This is a genomic window from Elioraea rosea (assembly GCF_007644105.1).
Classification (GTDB): domain Bacteria; phylum Pseudomonadota; class Alphaproteobacteria; order Acetobacterales; family Acetobacteraceae; genus Elioraea_A; species Elioraea_A rosea.
Genome location: NZ_VFAC01000002.1, coordinates 87,467 through 110,682, shown reverse-complemented (window position 1 = coordinate 110,682; position 23,216 = coordinate 87,467). Strand labels below are relative to the sequence as shown.

Sequence of the window (23,216 nt, the reverse complement as noted above, 5' to 3'; positions counted from 1 at the left end):
GGCTCAGGTCATTCTGATCTGGCGCCGAGCGGCTGATCCCTGCAAGCTTACGGCAACAACACGGCATGACGCCGGTGCGGATGCGGCGGTGCCGAAGCCAGGGAGGTACGCTCGATGATTCAACGCCGGACGATTCTGTCGATGGCCGTTGCCGCGGGGGCCCTGCCCACCGCCGCCGGCGCCCAGCCGGCACAAGCCTGGCGGCCCACGCGGCCGATCCGGCTGATCGTTCCCTTCGCACCCGGCGGGTCGAACGACATCGTCGGCAGGATCATCGCCGAACCGGCGAGCCAGATTCTCGGCCAGCCCATCGTCATCGAGAACCGTGCCGGCGCTGGCAGCATGATCGGCGCCGAGCATGTCGCGCGGGCGGCGGCTGATGGCTACACCGTGCTGATCAACAGCGCCCATGCCACCGTGCCGGCCATCGTCGCGCGTGTGCCGTACAACTCGGTGACCGACTTCGTGGGCGTCGCGGTGGCCGGCTTCTCGCCGCATGTCATCGTCGTCAACCCGCAGCTGCCGGCGCGCACGGTGCAGGAGCTGGTCGCGCTTCTGAAGGCGAACCCGGGCCGCTACAACCTCGCCTCCGCCGGCATCGGCAGCGGCGTTCACGTCGCGGCCGAGCTGTTCCGTTCGATTACGGAGGTCCAGGCAGAGATCGTCCATTACCGCGGCGGCGGGCCCAGTGTCGCGGCACTCGTAGCCGGCGAGGCGCAGTTCGGCACGCCGACCATGGCCTCCTCGATCGGGCAGGTTCGCGGCGGCAATATCCGTGCCCTGGCCGTGATGGCCGAGCAGCGCGCCGCCGCGCTCCCCGACGTTCCGAGCGCGACGGAGGCCGGCATCCCGAAGGTGATCTTCGAGGAGTTCTTCCCCATCCTCGCTCCCGCAGGCACGCCCGCGCCCGTCGTGGCGTCGCTCGGTGCCGCGTTCCGCACGGCGATCGAGCAGAGTGCGGCGAGGCTCAACGAGCTTGCCGGGGTGACGCCCCGGGCCGGGTACGAGACCTCCGATCAGGTGATGGCGCTCGTCCGCCAGGGTGTCGAGCAGTACAGCGGCATCCTTCGCGCCGCCGGCGTGAACCCGGAATAGCCCGTCGCGCGCATTGCGGCGGCGTCGCCTCAGGGGAGGTAGACGCCGCCGCTGATGTGGATCGACTGGCCGGTGATGAACCGGCTCGCGGGAAGGCAAAGATGCAGGATCATCGCCGCCACCTGCTCGACCGTGCCTTCGCCTGCGAGAAGGGGCTGCGCATCTCCACCAGGGCGTGACGGTACCACGCCCGAGGTGGCGCTGCGGGGCCCGCCGATTTTGCCTGGCACGACGCAGTTCACCGTCACGCCGTGTTCGGCGAACTCGACAGCCAGGGCCTTCGTCAACCCCACGACGCCTGCCTTCGCGGCGCTCACATGCGCGCGTTGGTAGGCGCCGATATGGGCCGTCGCGCCGCCCATGTTGATGATCGTCCCCCCGCCCGCGGCGATCATGTGCGGCAGGGCGGCGCGGGCGCAGAGGAACGCGCCATCGAGGATGATGCCGGTCACCCGCCGCCATTCCGCGAGCTGCATCTCGAGGAACGGCGCGATCGCCCGGTCGGCGGCGTTGTTGACGAGGATGTCGAGCCGGCCGAACTCGCCGACAGTGCGCGCGACGAGGGAGGCGACCTGCGCCTCGTCCGTCACGTCCGCGAGCAGGGCGATCGAGCGCCCGCCTGCGCCGCGGATCTCCGCCGAGACCGCCTCTGCCTCGTCGATCGAGGCGCGTGTGTTGACGACGACGGCGGCTCCCGCACTTGCGAGCGCAAGCGCCGTCGCGCGTCCGTTCCGCCGCGCCGCGCCGGTGATCAGCGCCACCTTGCCCGAGAGCTCGCCATCGTGCCGCATCGCCTGTCCCCATTCCTGTCGCGTGGACGCTTCGTCTCGCCACCGCTAGCATTTTCAGCAGAGGCAGGAGCAGGCGATCGCCGGCGAAGCGTTCCGCGACGCGGAATTTCTTGAGCCGGCGCTTAGCCTGGGCCAGCCATCCGCTGGTGGGAGTGGCAATGGCGCAGGATCTGCGGGCGCCCGGTCGCAGCACGGGTGAGGCGGACGCTGAGCCGGGTACGGCGGGCAGCGTGGTCGCGCGCGTGGTGGCCGTCCTTCGTGCCGTCGCCGAGACGGAAGGCTCGGCCTCGATCAAGGATCTCGCTGGCCGCGTCGGCCTAGCACCGTCCACCGTCCACAGGCTGCTCGATCACCTGGCCGCGGCGGAGATGGTCGAGCGCGCGCCGCATCGCCGCTATCGCGTCAGCGGGGAGTTCTCGCGCATCGGCGCGCTCGCTGCCCGGCGCGCCGGCGTGCTCCGCCTCGCCGAGCCGACGCTCCGCCACGTCAGCGACATGACGGGCGAGACGGCGCTGCTCGGCGTGCTCCTGCCGCAGACGCTGACGATGATCTTCGTCGACAAGGCCAACGCGGCCACGCCATCCACTACCCCATCGGCATGCACCGCAACCGGTCCCTGCTCTGGGGCGCGACCGGTCTCTGCCTGCTCGCCTGGCTCGGCGAGGCGGAGATCGCGCGCGTGCTGAACCGGCGTGAGCGCTCGCCGGTCTCCGACGCGCCCGGGCCCACGCTGCGGGTGCTGGGCGATCGCCTCGCCCGGATCCGCGAGCGCGGCTACGCGATCACTTTCGGCGAACAGACGATCGGTGCCGTCGGCATCGCCGCGCCCGTGTTCGGGGCGGACAGGCGCATCGTCGCGGATCTCTGCATGACCGTTCCGAAGGAGCGCTTCTCCCGTTCCGACGAGGCCCGCTTTGCGGAGCTGCTCATGTCGCGCGCCGGACAGCTCTCGCGCATGCTGGGCTTCCAGCCACCGCCACAGCGGCGAACCTCGGCGATCTGATCGGTTCATTCCGCGTGGCGGAATTCCTGCCACCAAAGCGTGCTTGCCGGCTCTCGCCTGCACTCGGTAGCGTTCATCGCTTCGAAGCGAACGTCCTGGCGGGGCGGAGCCCACAACCGTGTCGCCAATAACAGTGTCGGGGGAGCGAGTGACCGAGAAGCGTCTGCCCTTGTCGAGGTTCCGGGTGCTTGACCTGACCGCGCATCGCGCGGGGCCGACGACGGCGCGCCAGCTCGCCGACTGGGGCGCGGACGTGATCAAGATCGAGCCTCCCGCGGCGCTCGACGACGAGGCCGGCGGCGGTGTCGTCGGCAAGCGCGACGGCTCGGACTTCCAGAACCTGCACCGCAACAAGCGCGGCCTCACCCTCGACCTCAAGCAGGAGGAGGGGCGCGCGGTGTTCTTTCGCCTGGTCGAAACGGCCGACGTCGTGCTCGAGAACTACCGTTCGGACGTAAAACGCCGCCTCGGCATCGACTACGAGGCCGTGCGCAAGGTCAATCCGCGCATCGTCTACGGCAGCATCTCCGGCTTCGGCCAGGATGGTCCTTATGCGACGAGGCCCGGCGTCGACCAGATCGCGCAGGGGATGGGCGGGCTCATGTCGATCACCGGCCATCCGGGCCAAGGGCCGACTCGCGTGGGAATCCCCATCGCCGATCTCACCTCGGGGCATTTCCTGGCCCAGGGCGTGCTCATCGCTCTGCTCGACCGGGAGGTGACCGGCGTGGGGCAATGGGTCCACACGTCTCTCCTGCAGGCGCAGATCGCGATGCTCGACTTCCAGGCGGCCCGCTGGCTGATGGATGGCGAGGTGCCCGGGCAGGCGGGCAACAACCACCCGACCAGCACGCCAACCGGTGTGTTCCCCACATCGGACGGCGCCGTGAACATCGCTGCCGCCGGCGATAGGCTCTACCGCCGCCTCTGCGAAGCGATCGGCCGTGCCGACCTGATCAGCCATCCCGATTTCGCCGACACGACGCTGCGCACGCGCAATCGCGACGCGCTCAACGCGATCCTTGCCGACTATACGAAGACGCAGACCAGCGCGGGGCTGACGGAGATGCTGACGAAGGCGGGCGTTCCCTGCGGGCCGATCTACCGCATCGACGAGACGTTCGCCGACCCGCAGGTGCGGCACCTCGGCATCGCCGCCGAGGTTCTGCACAAGGAGCGCGGGCCAATCGGCGTCGTCGGCCAGCCGATCATGATGTCCGGCGCCGAGCAGCCCGAGCGGCTTCGGATGCCGACGCCTGGGCGCGGCGAGCATAACGACGAGATCCTCGCTTCCCTCGGCTTCGCTGCGGAGGCGATCGCTGCCCTCCGCGCGCGCAACGTGATCTAGGCGCGCGGGGCGATGGCCGGGCCCGCAAAAGGGAAGGGGCGCCGATGACCGGAACGATGCTCGCCGAGAAGCGCGGCGCTGTCGGCTGGATGACTTTCAGCAACCCCGACAAGCGCAACGCCATGTCACTCGAGATGTGGGCGCAGGTGACGTCGATCCTCGACGATTTCGCAGCCGACGATGCCATCCGGGCGGTGGTGATCCGCGGCGCGGGCGAGAAGGCGTTCGTCTCGGGCGCAGACATCTCCCAGTTCGACGCCAATCGCGGCAATGCCGAGGCGGCGGCCAACTATGCCGCCACGACCGACACGGGGCGGGCGAGCCTCATCGCGTTCCCCAAGCCGATGATCGCGATGATCCGCGGCTATTGCCTCGGCGGCGGACTCGGCATCGCGATGGTGGCCGACCTTCGCTTCGCCTCCGAGGATGCGAGCTTCGGCATTCCTGCGGCCAATCTCGGCCAGAGCTATTCGGCGGACAATCTCCGCCGCCTCGTCACCCTCGTCGGCCCGGCCGTGGCGAAGGACATGCTGTTCTCGGCCCGACGTCTCGATGCCGGTGAGGCGCTTCGCGTCGGCCTCATCTCCCGCGTCTTTGCGCCGGATGCGCTCGAGCAGGAGGTCGAGCGCTACGCGGCGCTGCTCGCGGAGAAGGCGCCGCTGTCGCAGCGCGCCTCGAAGGCGATCGTCAACGAGCTCTGCAAGCCAGAGAGCGAGCAGGATGCGGCGATGATGCGCGCGCACGTGGCGCGGTGCTTCGACAGCGAGGATTACGCCGAGGGGCGACGCGCCTTTGCCGAGAAGCGCAAGCCTGTGTTCCGAGGAAGGTAGCCGCGGATGCTGGCACCCGCCCCGATCCCGCCCGACCTCATGTCGCTAGGCTTCACGCCCGAGGCGATCGTCGCGGCGATCGAGGCCCGGGCCACGCTCACGCGCACGCCGTGTGGCAGCGGCGAGATGGTGTGGCGGAGCTGGGGCCAGGGTGAGCCGCTCGTTCTCCTGCATGGCGGTTACGGCTCCTGGACGCACTGGCTGCGAAACATCCTGCCTTTCGCCGACACGCGCCGCGTCATCGCGGCCGACCTGCCTGGCCTCGGCGATTCGGCGAACGCGCCGGAACCGCATACTCCGGAAGGGCTCGCCGCTATCCTGATCGAGGGTCTCGACAGGCTCATCGACCGTGCAGAGCCGATCGATCTCGTCGGCTTCTCCTTCGGCGGCGTCATCGGCGGGCATGTCGCCGCCGGTCTTGGTGCGCGGTTGCGCCGCTTCGTCATCGTAGGCTCCGGCGGGATGGGGCTGCCGCGCGCGGAGATGGCGCCGCTGAGATCGTGGCGATCGATCGACGACCCCGCCGCCCGCGAGACGGTCCACCGCGACAACCTCGCCATCCTGATGTTCGGCGATGCCATCCGGATCGATCCGGTCGCGCTGCACTTGCAGAAGCGCAACGCGGAGAAGGGGCGTGTCCGCAGTCCGGTGATCAGCAGGACCGATACGCTGCGTCGCGTCCTCCCCGCCATAACGGGGCGCATCGGCGGAATCTGGGGGGAGGACGACAACATCGCCCGCGGCATGCTCGACAGCCGACGCGATGTGCTGCGCGAGGCCGATCCGCGCGCCGAGTTCGTCGTCATTCCCGATGCCGGACATTGGGTAAGCTACGAGGTAGCGCCTGCCTTCAACGCCGCACTCGCTCGCATGCTCGGGATGTCGCTGCAGGACATGGCTGCCGCCGGTGCCGCCGGCGGGGCCACGCAAGGGAGGGTCTCATGATCCGTCGTCGTTTCGCGATCGCCGCCTTCCTCGCCGCATTCGCCGCGGCAGCCCCGGCTGCTGCGGCGGAGCTGCGTATCGCTCTCGCCGCCGCGCCGACCTCGCTCGACCCGCACTTCCACAACAACGGCGTCAACAATGCCCAGGCGCGCCACGTCTTCGAATCCCTGACCGCGCAGGATGGCAACCAGCAGATCCGGCCGGGCCTTGCCGAGTCCTGGCGGACGATCGACGACACGACCTGGGAGTTCAAGCTTCGCCGGAACGTGACATTCCACGACGGCAGCGCCTTCACGGCCGACGACGTCGCCTTCTCGCTGCAGCGGGCTCCGAACGTGCCGAACAGCCCGAGCTCCTTCGGGACGTTCACGAAGCAGATCAGGTCCACCACGGTGGTCGACCCGCACACGATCCGCCTCCACACCGATGGGCCGGCACCGCTGCTCGCGATCGACCTGAGCTCGGTGATGATCGTTTCGCGCAAGCACGGCGAAGGCGCGACGACGAGCGATTATCAGAGCGGCAAGTCGATGATCGGCACGGGCCCCTACCGGCTCATCGAGCACATCCCGAACGACCGGATGGTCTATGCAAGGAACGAGAGCTACTGGGGCGGCGTCGAGCCCTGGGGAAAGGTGACCTTCCGCATCGTCAATCTCGGCCCCTCCCGCGTTGCCGCGCTGCTCGCGGGCGATGCCGACGTCATCTCCGACGTGCCGACGACCGATGTCGGCCGCCTCCGGCAGCGCAGCGACGTCAAGCTCTGGTCGGGCGTGTCGAACCGCATGACGTTCCTGTCGGTCGACGTGCACAACGAGGTGCCGATGGCAGGCAACATCTCCGACAGGAACGGCAACCCGTTGCCGCGCAACCCCATGCGCGACATCCGCGTGCGCCAGGCCCTGTCGCTTGCGATCGATCGTGACGTGATCGTCGACCGCGTCAACGAAGGCGAGGCCATCCGGGCCAACCAGCTCGTTCCCGAAACCTTTTTCGGCTACAACCCGGCCATTCAGCCGGAGCGGCCCGACCCTGCCGCGGCGCGCAGGCTGCTTGCCGAGGCCGGCTACCCCGACGGGTTCCGCCTTGTCCTGCACACATCGAACGATCGGATCATCAACGCGGTACGTACCGTCCAGGTCATTGCGCAGATGTGGGGGCGCATCGGCATCCAGACGCAGATCGAGACGATGCCGCACACCGTCTACAGCGGCAGAACGGCGCGGAACGAGCTCTCCCACATGCTGCACAGCTGGGGCGCCGGGACGGGTGAGGCGCTCGGCACATTCGTCGGCATCGTCCATACGCGCGGGGGGGCCTTCGGTGGCTCGAACCGCGGCCGCTACTCTAATCCCGAGGTCGACGAGGCGATCAAGACGGCGCTTCGAACGGTCGACGATGCCAAGCGACTCGCGATCCTGCAGGACATCATGATGACGGTCGTCAACGACAAGGCGATCATTCCCCTCGTGTTCTGGGTGTCGACATGGGCAACGAGGCCCGACCTCGTCTACACGCCGCAGGCCAACCAGGCGACGCTCGCCATGGCCGTCAGGGCCGCGAGGTGACCGCGCTCTGCGACCTTCCCGCCGTCGAGCTGCGCCGCCTCATCGGCACGCGGCGTGCCTCGCCGGTCGAGCTCCTGAAGGACTGCATCGCCCGGATCGAAGCGGTGAACCCGGCCCTGAATGCCGTCGTTGCGACTGATTTCGAGCGCGGCCTCGCTCTGGCGCGGGAAGCGGAAGCGAAGGTGATGCGCGGCGATCCGCTCGGCCCGCTGCATGGGCTTCCCGTCGGGATCAAGGACCTCAACGAGACGGAAGGCCTCCGCACCACCTATGGCTCGCCGATGTTCCGCGACCACGTACCCAAGGTGGACGAACGCGTCGTCGCCGCGCTGAAGGAAGCTGGGGCGATCGTCGTCGCCAAGACCAATACGCCGGAGTTCGGAACCGGCGGCAACACGATCAACGATGTCTACGGCGCGACGGGCAACGCCTTCGATCCTGCGCTGTCCTGCGCCGGCTCGAGTGGCGGATCCGGCGTCGCGCTCGCGACATCGATGCTGCCGCTCTGTACGGGCTCCGACACGGGCGGGTCCTTGCGTAAGCCTGCAGCCTGGTCCGGCGTCGTTGGTTTCCGCCCGACGCCAGGCCTCGTGCCGTCCGAACGGCGCAGGCAGGGATGGTCGGTCCTGTCCGTCCAGGGGCCGATGGGCAGGGACGTGGCCGACACCGCCCTTCTCTTAGGCGCGATGATGGGCAGCGACAGCCGTGACCCGATGGCCAACCCCCTGCTCGGCGAGGCCCGCGGGTCGATCAGCGCGCGCCGGCCGATCGATCTGTCCTCGCTTCGCGTCGCCTGGTCGGTCGATCTCGGCTTCGCGCCTGTCGCCCCGAGCATCCGCCGCGTGTTCGAGAGCCGGATGGCAGCGATCGCGCACGATGTGGCCATCTGTGCTCCGGAGGATCCGGACATGGCAGGGATCGATCGCGCCTATCGCGTGATCCGCTGCACGAACTTCCTGGCCTCGTTCCGGCAGTACTACGAGCGCGATCCCTCCTTGCTCGGCCGCAACACGCGCAGCAACTACGAGGAGGGGCTTGGCTACAGCCTCGCGGATCTTGCCGCCGCGAATGCCGAGCAGACGCGGGTCTACCGCGCCTTCCAGTCCTTCCTGGAACGATACGACGTGCTTCTGCTGCCCTGCCAGGCGCTAACGCCCTTTCCGAAGATGCTTCCCTTCCCGACGGAGATGGAAGGCATTCCCCTCAGCGGCTATTTCGACACCTCCGGCGTCACCTATGCCATCTCCATGACCGGCCATCCCGCCATCTGCATCCCTTGCGGACGAGACGAGGCAGGCATGCCCTTCGGGCTGCAGATCGTCGGGCCACGCGGGGCGGATGGGTTCACCCTCGACGTCGCGCTGGCGTTCGAGCGGCATTTCGCCGGCGACGCCGTGATGGGCAGGCCGATGGCCGACATCGGCGCCCTTGCCGCTGCGTCAGCCGCCGCCGAGACGGAGGCGGCATCGCAACCGCACTGACGGCCGCGCGCCGTCAGTCAGCGAGCTCGGCGGCAATCGCGGCCTCGAGCACGCCGGGCGAGCGGATCACAAGCGCGCTGCGGGAGGGGGCGAGCATGCCGGCGCGCAGCTGGCGGCCGAATTCGCGCGACACCGCCTCGCGCCGGGCCCCGATGCGCAGTGCGATGATCTGCTGCACGGGCGGCGGAGAGATCGTGCGGCTCCCGTCGGCGCGCTCCGCGGTTTGGTGTCTGCGCCTCGATGCCATCGCCGTCGAGCGCCTGCGCAGCGATGCGCCACAGGTGGCGTGGTACCTGATGACCACGCTGGCTCGGCAGCTCGGCGTCCAGGTCCGTGCCGCGAATGCCACGATCGACCGGCTCGAGAGATGAAGGCGCGTCGCCCGGACTAGCTGACGGGCGGCGGTTTCCGAAGGTGCCAGTCCGTTTCCGCCTGCCACGCGCGCCCGAGCCGCAGGAGGGTCGCCTCGTTGCCCCAGGCCGCTTCGAATAGGACGCCGATGGGAAGGCTGTTCCGGCCGAAACCGCACGGCAGCGCCAGCCCCGGAATGCCGGCAAGCCCGCCCCCATAGGTGAAGCGCGTGGCGTTGCGCGTGGAGGCGTGCAGGTCGCCTCCCGTTGCCTCGATCGGAGGCGCCGTTTCCGGACTTGCAAGCAGCATGATGACATCCACGGTCCGGAACAGGTCGCGCAGATCGCGTTGCCAGCGCTCGCGAAAGCGCAGCGCACGCGCGTAGCCGGGCGCATCGAGAGCGCGGCCCTTGATCATCCGGTCGTAAACGGCCGGCGAGATCAGCTGTCGCCTGGTATCGAGCGCCTCGGCATGCAGCGCGCAGGCATCGGCGTAGATCAGGGTCGTGGCGGCTTCCTGCGCGCGGGCTGCATCCTCGAGCATGACGGGTACGATCTCGGCGCCAAGCCTCGAGAGCACGACGCCGGCTTCCGCAATCGCGTGGGCGACATCCTCATCGACGTCATGCGTGTAGAACCCGCCCAGGAGTCCGATGCGAAGTCCATGAATGTCCTTCTCGGGTCGGAGCCAGGCGAGATCGCCGGCCATATCCCGGCTCGACGGATCTGTCGGGTCGTGGCCTGCAATGACTGCGAGGATGCGGCCGAGGTCGCCCACATGGCGCGCGATCGGGCCGATCGTGTCGAACGTCTCGCTTACCGGCAGGCAGCCCCGGTTCGGTACGCGGCCGAAGGTGGGGCGAAGGCCGGAGACGCCGCAGAATGCGGCAGGAACGCGCACCGACCCGCCCGTATCGGTGCCAAGCGCTGCATCGCAAAGTCCGGCGGCGACCGCCGCGGCAGAGCCCCCGGACGAGCCGCCCGGAACATGCGCAGGGTTCCACGGATTGCGCACCTGCCCGCCGATGGCATCGAGCGAGCGCACGCCGAAGGCGAGCTCCATCATCGCAGCCTTGCCGATGATCGCAGCACCGGCCTCGTTCAGGCGGATGACAACGGGTGCGTCCGCCTCTGGAATGTGATCGGCGAACAGTGCAGACCCGCAGGCGGTTCGAATACCAGCCGTATCGATATTGTCCTTCACCGCAACGGCCATGCCATGCAGCAACCCAAGCGACCGGCCTTCAGCCGCAGCCTCATCCGCTTTTGCCGCCGCCGCGCGGGCAAGCTCCGGCGTCGGGGTGACGATGCTGCGGATGAGGCGGTCATCCGCCTCGCGTCGTGCAAGATAGGCCTCGACGCGCTCGAGGTTGCGGTCAGGCACGCTCATGGGGCTGCGTCCTTCTGGAAGAGCGGATGCAGTCTCGCACCGATCGCGATCATCCGCGGGATCATGTCGACGAAGAACGGTGCAATCGCCGCGAGATGGGCGGCATGGCTCGGCGCGGGAAGGCGCACGGGCTCGGAACGGAGTGAGTCAAGCTCCTGCACCGCAGCTGCCCTGATTGCAGCAGCCTCGGTATCGATGGCGCTGGCAGCGAAGTCGGAAGCCAGAGAAGCGGCGGCGAGGGAGAGGGCAGGCGGGTAGGCTGCAAGCACGCTCCACAGCGTCGGGATCGCAGGCGCGGCATGGCGGCCGCCGCATGATGCGAGGAATGCAATCGTCGAACGAGCATCGTCGGTCATGTCTGCCAGCGTGAGAACCGGCAATGGATCAGGGGCAGGCGGAGCTGCCGTGACATCGGCGCGCGGGGCGAGCCCGGTCTCGGCGGCTTTGATCAGTACTGCGAGTGCCGCGAAATTCTTCGGATTGGCATGATTGAACGCTGCAACGATGGCGAGAGCGGCATCGGCTCCGGCATCATCGAGACCGACAAGACGGCAGGCGGCACGGAGAGGCATGCGCGGAGGCGCGCCGATCGCACGCCGTGCCGACTGGCCGATCTGACAGAGAATGCCGCTGCTGGCGCAGGGCGCGAGGATGTTCCATGCCCAGGCGAGGCAACCCGGCTCGGCGGCGAGTACACGGTAGAGAAGTGGCACGGTTCGCGCGGAGAGCCGACCGCGTATGTCGCGGTAAAGTGGCATGATGTCCTCCCCCGCATCACGCTCCGCAATCTCGGGGAGGGATGCAGGGGAGGCAGGCATTGTCGCTGGCCTACTTCGTCCAGCTCGCGTGATTGGCATTCCACCAGTTCGCAATGTCGATCCGTCGGGCGAACCACACCTTCTCCTTGCCGAGCGCGTACTCGATGAATTCCCGCAGCGCGGAGATTCGCGTGGCCTGGCCGATCAGCCGCGGGTGCAGGCCGATCGACATCATCCTCGGGTGCGTCGCGCCTTCGGCATAGAGCTGGTCAAACCCGCGCTTGAGCGTATCGACGAAGTCTGACGGCGAGGCGTAGCCGGGCAGCAGGCCGAATTTTCCGTCGTTGTAGGTGAAGGAATACGGCACGACGAGATGCTGCTTGCCCCGCACGTCCACATAGTAGGGGAGGTCGTCATTATAGGCGTCGCTGTCGTAGACGAAGCCTCCCTCCTCGACGAGAAGTTCGCGCGTGTTCACGCTGGGCCCGTAGCGGCAGTACCATCCCTCGGGGCGCATTCCTGTCGTTTGCTTCATCGATTCGATGGCCATGCGGATATGGTCCATCTCCTCTTCGCGCGAGAGACGCCAAACCTCCTCCCACCGCCAGCCATGGCAGCACGGCTCGTGGCTGGCCTCCTTCAGCCAGGCGGCCACTTCCCTGTTGCGCTCGAGCGCGACCGCGCAGGCGTAGAAGGTGATGGGGATGCGATACTCGGTCAGCAGGCGTTCGAGGCGCCACACGCCGGCGCGGCTGCCATATTCGAACACGCTCTCGACCGCGAGGTCCCGATACTGCGGGTCCATCGCGTAGATTACTTCCTGAAGCCCGTCATTGCGCTTATCGCCTGCGGGGTGCGAGTACTCCGAGCCCTCCTCGTAGTTCAGCACGATCGAGACCGCGATGCGCGCATCGCCTGGCCAGCGGATGCGGGGCACATTCCGGCCGTAGCCGCTGAAGTCGCGCTTGGGACCGGGTACGTCGATGTCGCGCATCGGTTGGTAGGTCATCGCTCTCCTCCCTATCGTTCTGGCGGTTTTAGGTGGCGTTGCGGGCGTTGCCGATGCGCTTGATGTATGCCAGCACGTCGGCGACCGGCATCACGTCGGCATAGCTTCGGTTCATGTCGAAGAGATTGATCTTGTGGGTGATCTGCACCCGATCGTAGACGGCCTCCTCAGGCACGATGCAGAAGAAGTTGTGCTGCTCGCAGTCGACCACCGTTGCGCGCACGCAGTTGGAGGTCGAGCCGCCAACGACGATGCACGTGTCGACGCGCCGGTCGATCAGCAGCGAGAGAAGGGGGGTGCCGAAGAAGGCGGACTTCTTCTTCTTGTCGAGGACGATCTCGGTGGGCAGCGGCCTCAGGTCGTCGACGATCTCCGCTCCGTGCGTTCCCTTGAAATAGAGGTTCTCTCCACGGCCGACGCCTGCGCCGATCTTCCGATGGAACATGCCGACGTCGTCGATCACCGGGTCCACGACGAAGCGCGTGAAGATGACCGGAATTCCGGCTTCCCGGGATGCCTCTAGCAGCAGCTTCATCTGGTCCGTCGCGGCAAAGCCGGTGGGGCAGGCGAGCGGGTACTTCTCGGCGTTGTCGGGCGCACCACGAATGCCCGTCATGTAGTACTGGCAGTCGATCAACAGCAGCGCTGGGCGAACACCGGCCCCAGCCTTCATCGCCCACTTGCCGCGCTCCAGCACGGCACGATCCTCTTCCGTCAAATAGTCGTCCCAGCTCGTGCTCACTGCTGCTGCTCCCTGCTATATCGCCTTCGCGGCACGAAGCGCCGCAATCTCGTCCGCACTGCGGCCCAGCAGCTCGCGCAGGATCTCCTCGGTGTGTTCGCCGAGCGCAGGGCCGAGCGAGCCGATACGCCCCGGCGTTTCCGTCAGCCGTGGCACGACGTTCGGAATACGCATCGCTCCGGCCTCGGGGTGCGCGACCGTTGCGATGTTGCCGCGTGCAGCGTAGTGCGGGTCTTCGAAGATCTCGTCGATCGCATAGACGGGCCCGCACGGCACCTGGCCGTCCTCACACATGCGCAGCAGCGCCTCCCGGTCGTGCTGCGTTGTCCACGCCGTCACGAAATCATCGACCTCCGCCCGCTCCGCCTCGCGGCGTGCGATGGTTCCCCACTTCCCGTCGCCGGCGACGTCTGCGCGGCCCATCAGAACCGCAAGACGTTCGAAGATCTTGTCGTTGGTGCAGGCGATCGCAATCCATCGTCCATCCTTCGTCGGATAGTGGCTGTGGGGCACGACATTCACCGTGCCCGGGCCCATGCGCTGGCGAACATAGCCCTTCAGCGCATAGGCGGGCGCCAGCTCGTCGAGGATGCGGAAGATGGATTCATAGAGTCCAATATCGACGACCTGTCCCTTGCCCGTCCGCTCTGCGACGCGGAGCGCCAGAAGCGCACCGAGCGCGCCGTACAGACCGGAAAGGTAGTCCGGCAGTGTCGCACTCCCGGGGGTGACCGGAGGGCGGTCAGGGTAGCCGGCGAGAAACGAGATTCCACCGAAGGCGTTGGCAATTCGTCCGAAGCCTGGCCTGTCGCGATACGGTCCCGTCTGGCCGTACGCGGAAATGCGGACCATGACCAGCTTCGGATTGACGGCCGACAGGGCATCGTAACCGACGCCCCAGCGCTCCAGGGTCCCTGGCTGGAAGTTCTCGACGACGATGTCGGACTTCGCCACGAGGTCCTTCATGACCGCCACGCCTTCGGGCTTGCGCAGGTCCAGCGTGAAGCTTTTCTTGTTCCGACCTTCGGAAAGCCAGAGCAGGCTGTCGCCCGATGGGGAGATGGTGCCGAATTTCCGTAACGGGCAGCCGATGCCCGGAAGCTCGACCTTGATCACATCAGCCCCGAACTCGCCGAGCATCGTCGCGCAGGTGGGGCCTGCAATGAAGGTCGCGCAGTCGAGCACGCGCACCCCCTGCATCGGCAGCATGCCCGCCTCGCTTCGGCTTCCAGGGCTCGCCTCGTTCATCTCTCTTGCTTTCCTGATCTTGATTATGCCGTGTCTAATCCGGGCGAGCCCGAACGCTCGGCGAGCCGCACGAGGGCCTGCGCCTTCTCGACGATGGGATAGTCGACGAACACGCCTTCGACGGTGATCGAAGCGCTGCCGCGCATCTCGGCCTCCGCGAAGGCGGAGATCAGGCGCTTGGCGAAGGCCACCTCGTCGGCATCGGGCGAGAACACGCGATTGGCGACGGCAACCTGGTCGGGATGGATGCAAACCTTGCCACGGTGTCCGAGCGCGAGGGCGGCGCGTGCCTCCAGCTCCATCGCCACCTGATCGCGCACGGCGAGGCAGGGACCGTCGATCGGGCCAGGGAGACCGGCCGCGCGCGCGTCATACACGATCTTTGCTCGACCCCATGCGAGCGCGGCGGAGATGTCGCCTCGGAGCGTCGGCAGGCCAAGATCCTTGCCGAGATCGCCGGCACCGAAGATAAGGCCGGCGAGCCGCGGCGACGCACGGGCGATCTCGCTCGCCGCGAGGACGCCCGCACAAGTCTCGATGAGGGCGAGCACGCGGGGGCCGGGGTGGTCGCTTCCCGCCAGGGCCGCCGTAATCGCGCTGTCGAGGCGGTGCAGGTCACGCGGCGTCTCGACCTTCGGCAGTACGATCACGTCGAGCATCGGGCAGACGATCGCCGCCACGTCGCCCGGTGTCAGCCCGGTATCCCAGGCGTTGACGCGGATGCAGCGGACAGGGCGGACAATCGCCGCGAGGGCATCGCGTGCCATCGCGCGGGCGGCAATCTTGTGCTCGCGCGCGACAGCATCCTCGAGATCGAGCACCACGGCATCCGCACCGATGCCATCGAGCTTTGCGACCTTGCGCGGCTCGTTCGCGGGCGCGAACAGGAGGCTCCTGATCGGTGGAAGTCCGGTCATCATGCGGCGCGCCGACCGATCATGGGTGAAGCAACATGCGGCCGAAGAACGCGCGGCTTTCCATGAGCGCGTGCGCCTCGCCGGCTGAGGCTAGATCGAACGTGCGATGGATGACCGGCTTCAGCTTCCCCGCTGCCACGAGCCCGAGCACATCGGCATAGATGGCCTTGGTGGAACGGCCGCAGCCATGCAGCGTGATGTGCTTGCGGAACAGCTCGATGAAGTCGATCTCGATTTTTTCTCCGCCATGCGCACCGACAGAGGCGATGCGTCCGCCTTGCGCAACGGCACCGATGCAGTCGATGAGCCGGTCTCCGCCGACCATATCGAAGCAGACATCGGCGCCATAGCCGCCGGTGAGCGCCGCCACCGCGTCTGGGATCGCATCCGTCGTGTAGTCGAGCACCTCATCGGCCCCGAGGGCGCGTGCCTGGGCGAACTTGGCTTTCGTGCCGGTGGTGGCGATCACCCGCGCACCGGCGAGCTTAGCGATCTGGATCGCCGCTGAGCCGACACCGCTTCCTGCGGCGTTGACAAGCACCGTTTCTCCCGCCCGCAACCCTGCCATCACGATCAGACCTTCCCAGGCGGTGGCGAAAGGCACGGCCGAGGCGACGGCGTCATCGAACGAGAGGGCATCGGGGATGCGCACGAGGTTGTTGTGCCGCACCTTCACGCGCTCGGCATAGGTCCCCCAGGTTGTTACGCCGAGCACGCCTGCATCGAGGCAAATATTCTCCTGCCCTCTCTGGCAGTTGCGGCAGACCCCGCAGGCCAGCATGAAATGCGGCATGACACGGTCGCCCGGCTTGAAACCGGTTACGCCTGGGCCGACGCTCTCCACCTCTCCTGCGCCATCCACCCCCATGACGTGCGGAAAGCTTTGTGCCACGCCGAACACACCGCGGCGCACGTCCGTGTCGCAGTGGTTGAGACCTGTCGTGCGTATGCGGAGAATGACCTCGCCCACGCCTGCCTTTGGATCAGGCGCGTCATCGATGTGGAGTTGTTCCGGTCCTCCATAGGCGCGCAGGACGATTGCCTTCATGGATCCTCTCGCGGGGCTAGAGCATTCCGGCCGCTCTCGGCAGAGCGAGCACGATGCCGGGGAAGATGATGCATAGGGCGAGGCAGACGAGTTGCAGCCCCACGAACGGCCAGACGCCGCGGTAGATGTGCGACATCGTCACCGAGGGCGGAACTGTTCCCTTGAGATAGAAGAGCGCGAACCCGTAGGGCGGCGTCAGGAAGCTAGTCTGCAGGTTTACGGCGCAGAGCATGGTGAACCAGGGCAGGACCTCGGCGGCAGACTGCAGATGGTCGCCGAAATCCAGGTTGGACACGACGGGATAGAACACCGGCAAGACGATGAGCGTGATCTCCGGCCACTCGAAGGGGATGCCAAGCACGAATATCAGCAGCATCAGGACAAGCAGGATGCCCCAGGAGTCGAGCCCCAAACCCTGGAAGACGCCGATGATCAGGTCGTCGCCTCCGGTGATGCGGAACACGTAGCTGAACACCGTGGCGCCAATGAAGATCATGAAAACCATAGCGTTGGTCAGGGCAGACTGCTCGAGCACCTGGCGCACCATCCCGACCGACAGCCTTCCCTTCATCGCGGCAAGCGCTGTCGCGCCGACGCAGCCGACACCGGCTGCTTCCGTCGGCGTCGCCCAGCCGGTGTAGATCGAGCCAAGGACGAAGCCGATCAGGGTGAGGACCGGGATGAAGCCGCGGGCGATCAAGGCCAGGTAGGCCATCGCATCGTTCGGCATCTCGGCCACCGTGGCGCGCGGGGCGAGTTCCGGCCAGATGCGGCAGGCAATCACGATATAGCCGAGATAGAGAACGGAGAGCAGCACCCCCGGAACGAGCGCAGCCGCGAAGAGTGGGCCGACGGGGATGCTCATGATCTCCGCCATGACCACGAGCATGATGCTCGGTGGAATCAGCACGCCGAGGCAGCCCGCGGCGGCGATGGCGCCCGTCGAGAGCTGCTTTGAGTAGTTGTTGGCGAGCATCGTCGGCAGTGCGATCAATGAAAGAACCACGATCGAAGCGCCAACGATGCCTGTCGTCGCGGCCATGATCGTGCCCATCAGCACCGTGGCGAGCGCCATGGAACCCGGGATGCGCGCAAGGATGACCTTCAGGCACTCGAGCAGGTCTTCGGCGATTCCGCTTTTCTCGAGGATCGATCCCATCAGGATGAAGAGAGGGACGGCGACGAGGACGACATCTGCCGCGATGCCTCCCCAGATCCGGGGCATGATGGAAAGGAACTGCGCTGCCCGCAGAACGCCGAGTTCGATGCCGATCCACCCGGCCATGAGCCCCACGCCGCCGAGCACATAGGCAACAGGAAGTCCGCTGAACAGAAGCACCAGCAGGGTAACGAACATCACGATGGGCAGGTAGTCGAACAGGAAGTCGGTCACCGGGGATGCTCCGTGCGCGACCTGGCCGCGCTCATCGTGCGATGACCGGGTCTGCCCGTTCTGCTTCCGCCGGTGGCCCGAACAGGAACACGACGAGCCTCATCATGTTGCAGAGGCCAGCGAGGATCAGCAGCCCCGCGCCGAAGGGGATGACGGGCTTGATCAGCCACCTGTGCGGAAGACCCATCGGATTATCCGATGCCTCGTCCATCCGCCATGACGCTTCCCAGAACACGTAGCCCCAACGGGCGAGCATTACGACGAAGGGAAGGAAGAGGAGAAGAAGGCCGACGAGTTCGATCCATGCACGCGTGCGTGCGGACAGGCCACTGACAGCCATGTCGATCCGCACATGCACGTTGCGCAGATAGGCGTAGGCGAGTGACAGCATGAACAGCGTGACGTGGAAATGCCACTGCAGCTCGAGCAGCCGCACCGAGGTGATGATGGGAACTTCTACGCGCATCCGGCGCGTGATGACCTCGAAGACGATGGCAAGGACCATCAGAACCATCATCCATGCGACGAGCTGGAGGCATCGGCGCGGCAACACCTCAAGCCAACCTGCAATCCGAAGCAGCATCCGGGAGGTGTCAGCGTTCATGATCGCCTGGCTTCGCCAAAAGCCACTCCGCCGCTGTGGATCCGTGACTATGGGAGGGAGCGAGCGGGCCGGCCCATGCTGGCTGCGGCCCGCCCGTCGTTATGGAAAGCCTCAGTTCCTCAGGTAACCGACGTCGCCCCATACCTTGTAGTTGGCCCGGAACGCCGACAGCGACTCCCAGACCTTCTTGAAGTCGGGGTTGGATGAGGACTCTTCTGCGACCACCTCGTCCCAACCCTTCCGGAACGCCTCGATGAATTCAGGCCCCCAGGTATGGAAGGTTACGCCACGGCGCTGCAGCTCCTGCATCGCCGCGAACTGAAGGGCTTCGCCATCGGCAAGGCCGAACATCACGTTGGCGTCGCACACGTTCTCCAACATCGCCTTGCGCTGAGCCGACAGCCCGTCCCACAGCGGCTTGTGGATGTAGATGTGATAGAGCGATGCGGGCTGATGCCAGCCGGGGAAGTAGTAGTGCTTGGCGACCTGATGCAGGCCCATGCCCAAATCGAGCGCCGGCTGACCGAACTCCGTGGCGTCGATCGTGCCAAGCTGCAGCGCCTGGAAGAGTTCTCCAGCCGGCTGGTTGGTGGTCTGGACGCCGAGCTTGCTCACGACGCGCGCGCCGAGGCCAAAGAAGCGCATCCTCATGCCGCGCAGATCCGACACCGACTTGATCTCGGTGCGGAACCAGCCAGATGCCTCGGGCGGCGTGATGCCGCAAACCAGCGCCTTGATGTTGAACTTGGCATGCACCTCGTCCATCAGCGCCTGGCCGCCGCCGTAACGCATCCAGGCGAGGAACTCGCCGGCCTCCGGGCCGAAGGGAACGGCCGAGAACAGCGCCAGCGCGGTGTTGCGGCCGGTGTACTGGCCGGCCGAAACCCAACCGGCTTCGATCGAGCCGTTGGATACGCCGTCAAGCACCTGCAGCGCCGGGACGAGGGCGCCCGGCTCCATGAAGCGGATCTCGAACGTTCCGCCTGACACCGCCGCGATCTGCGTTTCGATCCGTTTGCCCATCGTTCCCAGATGGACGAGGCTCCCGGGATAGCCGCTTGCCATCTGCCAGCGTAGCCGCTGTTGCGCCTCGGCTTCGCCAAGCGGTGCCACGGCTAAGGCCATTGCCCCAAGGCACGTCACCGCCATGAAACGACGTACGGACTGAAGTTCGATCACGCAACGACCTCCCTTAGTTGTGTTTCATTCTTGCAAGAACAAGAACCTCTGCCTTCGAAGGTGTCAAGGGGACCCATGGCAGGTGAAGTGCGCGCACCGGGCGGCACAGTGGTCCGGCGCAGGCGCAGTGATGCCGCGCTTCTCGTCACCAAAACCGCTACGCATGTGCGCGCTCGCCTGTGGGACGGTTTCGACGAGGCTCCCAGCTCAGGATAGGAAACATCGAGGTCACTTTCGGTAGATCCACGATGTCAAGGGCGTGGAGATCGTTGCGCGACGCCATCCAAACGATGGCGCCGATCGAATCGATGACCAGTTATCAGCTGCTGCTGCGAGGTTGCCGACAACAAGTCCAGCAACCGCCCCTGTCAGATCGCGCTGACACCGGTGCGGCATGCGCTGCGGACGGCGTGCGCTCTGGCTCGCCCTCACAGAACTGGCCGACCGCCGGGAACGTCATCGTCAGCGTCGACCTTCTTCAGGACGAATGCGATCGATCAAGCAGCCAGGCGAACATGGTCCCAGCGTCGACGCGCTCAGCGGTCGACGGCGTGCCGTGTCCACCGCAGCAGCGCTGCGCAGTTTTGCGCAGAAATGCGCAACAATTGCCGAAAGCGCGCAGACGTGATAACGGTTTCGACTCAAGATAGCCCGGCACGAGCGGGCTCAAGGAGGGACGGGGATGAGCACCAAGCCGCGGGTTGGCTATATCGGCGTCGGGCTGATGGGCCACGGAGCGGCAAAGCACATCCTTCGGAACGGCTACCCCCTGACGATCCTTGGGCATCGAAACCGCGCCCCCGTCGACGACCTGCTGACGCGGGGCGCCACCGAGGCGCATACGCCTTCCGAAATGGCGCGAACGAGTGACATCGTCTTCCTCTGCTTGCCCTCGGCAGCGGAGGTTGAAGCAACGGTGCTCGGGCCGGCAGGGCTTCTCGAAGGCTTCTCGTCCGGCGCCACGCTGGTCGACAGCACCTCGTCAGATCCCGCCCTGACGCGACGGCTCGGCACGATCCTCGCCGAACGCGGCGTGGAGATGGTCGATGCGCCGGTCGGCCGCACGCCGCGTGAGGCAGAGGAGGGCAAGCTCTCGACGTTCCTTGGCGGCTCGCCCGATGCCGTCGCTCGCGTGAAGCCGATCATCGCCAGCTATGCCGATACGATCATCGAGGCGGGGCCACTCGGGGCGGGGCACACCCTGAAGCTCGTCAACAACTTCATTTCGATCGGGACATCGGCCGTGATCTCCGAGGCGGTGGCAACGGCAAGCCGCCTCGGTGTCGACCTGAGGAAGCTGTATGAGGTCGTCTCTGCCGGTGGCGCCAACAGCGCCATGTTCCAGATGATGATGCCGTGGGTTCTCGAAGGCGATGACAGCCGCCTCAAAGGGCCGATCAGGATCGCCGCGAAGGACATGCGCACCTATTGCCGGATGGCCGAGGCGGCACCTGCGCCGTCCTTCGTCGCGCAGGCCTGCAGCCAGGTGTGGCAGATGGCGCTTGCGCAAGGACATGGCGAGCGGTTCATGCCGGTGTTGCCGGAGATCGTTGCGCGACTCTCCCGCGGCCATATCCGGGATCTGCCGGACTAGACCGCGATGTCAGCCGCGCGGATGCAGCTCGAAGACACGTCCCAGTTGATCCCGGCCGCGCGTCACGCGCTCATCCTTGATCATGTCCGCGCGCGCGGGATTGCCGCGATTGCCGAGCTTGCAGAGGTGATCGGTGTTTCGCTTTCGACCGTCAGGCGCGATCTCGGAGACCTGGCGGCGCAGGGATTGCTGCGCCGGACGCATGGTGGCGCCGTAGCGCTGACCATAGCGCAGACGACGTTTGAACCTGCTCCCGCGATTGCCCAGCACCAGCATGCGGACGCAAAGCGAGCCATCGGGCACGCCGGCGCCGCGCTTCTCGACGATGGGCAGTCGGTCGTGTTCGACAGCTCCTCGACCGTGCTCGAGGCCGCGCGCGCCACCGTATCGCGCGGCGTGGCGATTACCGCCATCACCAATGATCTGCGCATCGCCGCCGTTCTGGCCGAACAACCGCGTGTCCGCCTCATCGTTCCGGGAGGTAGCCTGCGAACAGGTTCCTACACGCTGATGGGAGAGCCGGGCGTGTCCTTCGCCCGTGGGCTCGCGGCGGACATCGCGTTTCTCGGCGCGCACGCCGTCTCTGGTACGGAGGTGAGCGAGACCTCGATCGAGATCGCGACGATCAAACAGGCAATGGCGGGCGGCGCGCGTCGCGTCGCGGTCCTGGCCGATTCCACGAAGTTCGGCACCGTGGCGTTCTGCCGCGTTCTCACGCTCGGACCTGGCCATCTCGTCATCAGCGATCCTGACCTGGGCGCCGACTCGCGCGGTGCGCTGGAGGAAGCCGGCGTCAGCGTTGTGACGGGTGCCGGGGAGGCGGGGCGGTGACCGGCCTGCGGCTTCTCGCCGATGATCTGACTGGAGCGCTCGACGCTTCGGCTCCCTTCGCGGCAGGGCGGGCACCGATCACCGTGGCCTGGTTGTTCCAGGCGATGGAGGAGGATGGGCCTTGGCCTTCCCTTTCCCCAGAAATTGCAGCTCATGCCGCGCTCTCAAGCGCGTCGCGTGACCTGCCGCACGCTGCGGCGGTAGCGCGCGTCCAGCACCTCTCGCAATGGCTCGCCGATGGGAGCCCCGCCTTCAAGAAGATCGATAGCCTTCTCCGCGGCAACACCGCGGCCGAGATCGTCGCGGCGCATCGTTTTGGCAGGTTCGAGCGCACCGTCGTCTGCCCGGCCTTTCCGGCGCAGGGGCGCCTCGTGCGTGGCGGGCGCCTGATCGTGCGCACGGCATCGGGTGACGAGGAGGAGGGGCCGGATCTTTCCAGAATGCTGCAGGGCGCTGGAGCCGCTACGGGCCTCACGGTGTGCGACGCCGCAGACGATGCCGCTCTTGAAGCCCTCGTCGAGGCCCATCGCGGGGATCGCGCCGTGCTGTGGGCTGGATCGTCTGGTCTCGCGCGGGCTCTGGCCGGAGATACTCCAACGCTTCCGATGCCTCGCGCCGAGCGCATTCTGGTGGTGACGGCAAGCCGCCACCCTGTTGCGCAGGCGCAGATCGCCGCATTGCGTTGTGAGAACCCGGAGCGCGTGCTGCACGATGACGGCGATACGGATCCGCGCGTACTCGGCCAGCGCGCCACGGCGCAACTCGCGTCGGGCGAGTCCGTCGTCCTCGATGCCGCGCCGGCGAGCACGACCGATGCTGCCGCCTCGCGCATGAGCCGATGCTTCGCCGAGCTTCGCGCCGCGCCGAAGCCGGACCTCCTCGCCGTGATCGGGGGCGACACGCTCGCCTCCCTGCTTGCCGCGCTCGGCTGCTCCCTCCTCTCTGTCAGAGGAGAGATCGCGCCTGGCCTCCCGCTTGCCGGACTGGTCGATGGGGTATGGGCCGGCACGCAGCTTCTCAGCCGGTCCGGCGCGTTCGACGACGGAGGCACCATCGCCGGCGCACTCGCGGCAACAACCACAGGGTCATGAC

At 66.9% G+C, this 23,216-nt stretch carries 24 protein-coding genes; 12 read left to right on the top strand and 12 right to left on the bottom strand.

The annotated features are described in order from the left end of the window. Positions 1-114: 114 nt before the first annotated feature. Positions 115-1,095, top strand: coding sequence for a Bug family tripartite tricarboxylate transporter substrate binding protein (locus FIF60_RS02205; protein WP_144183400.1), 981 nt, complete (start codon positions 115-117; stop codon positions 1,093-1,095). Between the two features lie 29 nt (positions 1,096-1,124). Here FIF60_RS02205 and FIF60_RS02200 read toward each other — a convergent pair whose 3' ends face one another. Then, the gene (locus FIF60_RS02200; RefSeq protein ID WP_144183398.1) at positions 1,125-1,886 is read right to left on the bottom strand and encodes an SDR family NAD(P)-dependent oxidoreductase; all 762 of its coding nucleotides are present in this window, start codon (positions 1,884-1,886) and stop codon (positions 1,125-1,127) included. Between the two features lie 158 nt (positions 1,887-2,044). Here FIF60_RS02200 and FIF60_RS02195 point away from each other — a divergent pair, with 158 nt between their 5' ends. The 7 genes from FIF60_RS02195 (at position 2,045) to FIF60_RS02165 (ending at position 9,061) form a co-directional block, all read left to right on the top strand. After that, positions 2,045-2,572 carry a helix-turn-helix domain-containing protein gene (locus FIF60_RS02195; RefSeq protein ID WP_144183396.1) on the top strand — a complete coding sequence of 176 codons (528 nt, stop codon included), beginning with the start codon at positions 2,045-2,047 and terminating at the stop codon, positions 2,570-2,572. Next, positions 2,485-2,889, top strand: a complete 405-nt coding sequence (locus FIF60_RS02190) for an IclR family transcriptional regulator domain-containing protein (RefSeq protein ID WP_144183394.1) — start codon at positions 2,485-2,487, stop codon at positions 2,887-2,889. Before FIF60_RS02195 ends, FIF60_RS02190 begins: the two co-directional genes overlap by 88 nt. Before the next feature lie 118 nt (positions 2,890-3,007). Beyond that, positions 3,008-4,237 (top strand): CaiB/BaiF CoA transferase family protein, encoded by a 1,230-nt coding sequence (locus FIF60_RS02185; RefSeq protein WP_338032055.1) that lies wholly within the window; start codon positions 3,008-3,010, stop codon positions 4,235-4,237. Positions 4,238-4,281: 44 nt separating this feature from the next. After that, entirely contained in the window at positions 4,282-5,067 is a 786-nt protein-coding gene (locus FIF60_RS02180) for an enoyl-CoA hydratase (RefSeq protein WP_204251066.1), read from the top strand. 6 nt (positions 5,068-5,073) lie between these two features. Then, a complete protein-coding gene (locus FIF60_RS02175; protein ID WP_144183390.1) occupies positions 5,074-6,012 on the top strand; it encodes an alpha/beta fold hydrolase in 939 nt (312 codons plus the stop codon). Then, complete coding sequence (locus tag FIF60_RS02170; RefSeq protein ID WP_144183388.1) at positions 6,009-7,580, top strand: ABC transporter substrate-binding protein; 1,572 nt, start codon at positions 6,009-6,011, stop codon at positions 7,578-7,580. Before FIF60_RS02175 ends, FIF60_RS02170 begins: the two co-directional genes overlap by 4 nt. After that, the gene (locus FIF60_RS02165) at positions 7,577-9,061 is read left to right on the top strand and encodes an amidase (RefSeq protein ID WP_144183386.1); all 1,485 of its coding nucleotides are present in this window, start codon (positions 7,577-7,579) and stop codon (positions 9,059-9,061) included. The genes FIF60_RS02170 and FIF60_RS02165 overlap by 4 nt, the downstream gene beginning before the upstream one ends. A 13-nt stretch (positions 9,062-9,074) precedes the next feature. Here FIF60_RS02165 and FIF60_RS21470 read toward each other — a convergent pair whose 3' ends face one another. Continuing rightward, positions 9,075-9,239 (bottom strand): hypothetical protein, encoded by a 165-nt coding sequence (locus FIF60_RS21470; RefSeq protein WP_158639024.1) that lies wholly within the window; start codon positions 9,237-9,239, stop codon positions 9,075-9,077. A gap of 16 nt (positions 9,240-9,255) precedes the next feature. On the opposite strand from FIF60_RS21470, the gene FIF60_RS21465 reads away from it, so the two are divergent. Continuing rightward, complete coding sequence (locus FIF60_RS21465; protein ID WP_158639023.1) at positions 9,256-9,432, top strand: hypothetical protein; 177 nt, start codon at positions 9,256-9,258, stop codon at positions 9,430-9,432. Between the two features lie 16 nt (positions 9,433-9,448). Here FIF60_RS21465 and FIF60_RS02160 read toward each other — a convergent pair whose 3' ends face one another. From FIF60_RS02160 to FIF60_RS02115, 10 genes are all read right to left on the bottom strand, one after another. Further along, positions 9,449-10,801 carry an amidase gene (locus FIF60_RS02160; RefSeq protein ID WP_144183384.1) on the bottom strand — a complete coding sequence of 451 codons (1,353 nt, stop codon included), beginning with the start codon at positions 10,799-10,801 and terminating at the stop codon, positions 9,449-9,451. Beyond that, on the bottom strand, positions 10,798-11,559 hold the full coding sequence (locus FIF60_RS02155; protein WP_144183382.1) for a hypothetical protein: 762 nt from the start codon (positions 11,557-11,559) through the stop codon (positions 10,798-10,800). Before FIF60_RS02155 ends, FIF60_RS02160 begins: the two co-directional genes overlap by 4 nt. Before the next feature lie 70 nt (positions 11,560-11,629). Continuing rightward, the gene (locus tag FIF60_RS02150) at positions 11,630-12,568 is read right to left on the bottom strand and encodes a polysaccharide deacetylase family protein (RefSeq protein WP_144183380.1); all 939 of its coding nucleotides are present in this window, start codon (positions 12,566-12,568) and stop codon (positions 11,630-11,632) included. A 28-nt stretch (positions 12,569-12,596) separates the two neighbouring features. Continuing rightward, positions 12,597-13,310: an isochorismatase family protein gene (locus FIF60_RS02145; protein WP_144183378.1), complete on the bottom strand. Its 714-nt coding sequence runs from the start codon at positions 13,308-13,310 to the stop codon at positions 12,597-12,599. 15 nt (positions 13,311-13,325) lie between these two features. Next, on the bottom strand, positions 13,326-14,558 hold the full coding sequence (locus FIF60_RS02140) for a CaiB/BaiF CoA transferase family protein (protein ID WP_144183376.1): 1,233 nt from the start codon (positions 14,556-14,558) through the stop codon (positions 13,326-13,328). Between the two features lie 23 nt (positions 14,559-14,581). Further along, positions 14,582-15,478 (bottom strand): HpcH/HpaI aldolase/citrate lyase family protein, encoded by an 897-nt coding sequence (locus FIF60_RS02135; protein WP_144183374.1) that lies wholly within the window; start codon positions 15,476-15,478, stop codon positions 14,582-14,584. 16 nt (positions 15,479-15,494) lie between these two features. Further along, positions 15,495-16,523 carry a zinc-binding dehydrogenase gene (locus tag FIF60_RS02130; RefSeq protein WP_144183372.1) on the bottom strand — a complete coding sequence of 343 codons (1,029 nt, stop codon included), beginning with the start codon at positions 16,521-16,523 and terminating at the stop codon, positions 15,495-15,497. Positions 16,524-16,539: 16 nt separating this feature from the next. Then, the gene (locus tag FIF60_RS02125) at positions 16,540-17,916 is read right to left on the bottom strand and encodes a TRAP transporter large permease (RefSeq protein WP_239451456.1); all 1,377 of its coding nucleotides are present in this window, start codon (positions 17,914-17,916) and stop codon (positions 16,540-16,542) included. Positions 17,917-17,947: 31 nt separating this feature from the next. Beyond that, positions 17,948-18,421: a TRAP transporter small permease subunit gene (locus FIF60_RS02120; RefSeq protein ID WP_158639022.1), complete on the bottom strand. Its 474-nt coding sequence runs from the start codon at positions 18,419-18,421 to the stop codon at positions 17,948-17,950. Between the two features lie 210 nt (positions 18,422-18,631). Further along, positions 18,632-19,699 carry a TRAP transporter substrate-binding protein gene (locus tag FIF60_RS02115; RefSeq protein WP_239451455.1) on the bottom strand — a complete coding sequence of 356 codons (1,068 nt, stop codon included), beginning with the start codon at positions 19,697-19,699 and terminating at the stop codon, positions 18,632-18,634. A 682-nt stretch (positions 19,700-20,381) separates the two neighbouring features. On the opposite strand from FIF60_RS02115, the gene FIF60_RS02110 reads away from it, so the two are divergent. From FIF60_RS02110 to FIF60_RS02100, 3 genes are read left to right on the top strand one after another with little or no spacing between them, the layout of a single operon-like run. After that, positions 20,382-21,293 carry an NAD(P)-dependent oxidoreductase gene (locus FIF60_RS02110; RefSeq protein WP_144183366.1) on the top strand — a complete coding sequence of 304 codons (912 nt, stop codon included), beginning with the start codon at positions 20,382-20,384 and terminating at the stop codon, positions 21,291-21,293. Between the two features lie 21 nt (positions 21,294-21,314). Then, positions 21,315-22,124, top strand: a complete 810-nt coding sequence (locus FIF60_RS02105) for a DeoR/GlpR family DNA-binding transcription regulator (RefSeq protein ID WP_158639021.1) — start codon at positions 21,315-21,317, stop codon at positions 22,122-22,124. Then, positions 22,121-23,215, top strand: a complete 1,095-nt coding sequence (locus FIF60_RS02100) for a four-carbon acid sugar kinase family protein (RefSeq protein ID WP_144183361.1) — start codon at positions 22,121-22,123, stop codon at positions 23,213-23,215. Before FIF60_RS02105 ends, FIF60_RS02100 begins: the two co-directional genes overlap by 4 nt. Position 23,216 lies beyond the last annotated feature (1 nt).

Excerpts from the sequence above, each read along its gene's own strand:
- FIF60_RS02205 (WP_144183400.1), top strand. The coding sequence starts at position 115 with ATGATTCAACGCCGGACGATTCTGTCGATGGCCGTTGCCGCGGGGGCC.
- FIF60_RS02200 (WP_144183398.1), bottom strand. The coding sequence starts at position 1,886 with ATGCGGCACGATGGCGAGCTCTCGGGCAAGGTGGCGCTGATCACCGGC.
- FIF60_RS02195 (WP_144183396.1), top strand. The coding sequence starts at position 2,045 with ATGGCGCAGGATCTGCGGGCGCCCGGTCGCAGCACGGGTGAGGCGGAC.
- FIF60_RS02190 (WP_144183394.1), top strand. The coding sequence starts at position 2,485 with ATGCACCGCAACCGGTCCCTGCTCTGGGGCGCGACCGGTCTCTGCCTG.
- FIF60_RS02180 (WP_204251066.1), top strand. The coding sequence starts at position 4,282 with ATGACCGGAACGATGCTCGCCGAGAAGCGCGGCGCTGTCGGCTGGATG.
- FIF60_RS02175 (WP_144183390.1), top strand. The coding sequence starts at position 5,074 with ATGCTGGCACCCGCCCCGATCCCGCCCGACCTCATGTCGCTAGGCTTC.
- FIF60_RS02170 (WP_144183388.1), top strand. The coding sequence starts at position 6,009 with ATGATCCGTCGTCGTTTCGCGATCGCCGCCTTCCTCGCCGCATTCGCC.
- FIF60_RS02160 (WP_144183384.1), bottom strand. The coding sequence starts at position 10,801 with ATGAGCGTGCCTGACCGCAACCTCGAGCGCGTCGAGGCCTATCTTGCA.
- FIF60_RS02155 (WP_144183382.1), bottom strand. The coding sequence starts at position 11,559 with ATGCCACTTTACCGCGACATACGCGGTCGGCTCTCCGCGCGAACCGTG.
- FIF60_RS02150 (WP_144183380.1), bottom strand. The coding sequence starts at position 12,568 with ATGACCTACCAACCGATGCGCGACATCGACGTACCCGGTCCCAAGCGC.
- FIF60_RS02140 (WP_144183376.1), bottom strand. The coding sequence starts at position 14,558 with ATGAACGAGGCGAGCCCTGGAAGCCGAAGCGAGGCGGGCATGCTGCCG.
- FIF60_RS02135 (WP_144183374.1), bottom strand. The coding sequence starts at position 15,478 with ATGATGACCGGACTTCCACCGATCAGGAGCCTCCTGTTCGCGCCCGCG.
- FIF60_RS02130 (WP_144183372.1), bottom strand. The coding sequence starts at position 16,523 with ATGAAGGCAATCGTCCTGCGCGCCTATGGAGGACCGGAACAACTCCAC.
- FIF60_RS02120 (WP_158639022.1), bottom strand. The coding sequence starts at position 18,421 with ATGGTCCTTGCCATCGTCTTCGAGGTCATCACGCGCCGGATGCGCGTA.
- FIF60_RS02110 (WP_144183366.1), top strand. The coding sequence starts at position 20,382 with ATGAGCACCAAGCCGCGGGTTGGCTATATCGGCGTCGGGCTGATGGGC.
- FIF60_RS02105 (WP_158639021.1), top strand. The coding sequence starts at position 21,315 with ATGCAGCTCGAAGACACGTCCCAGTTGATCCCGGCCGCGCGTCACGCG.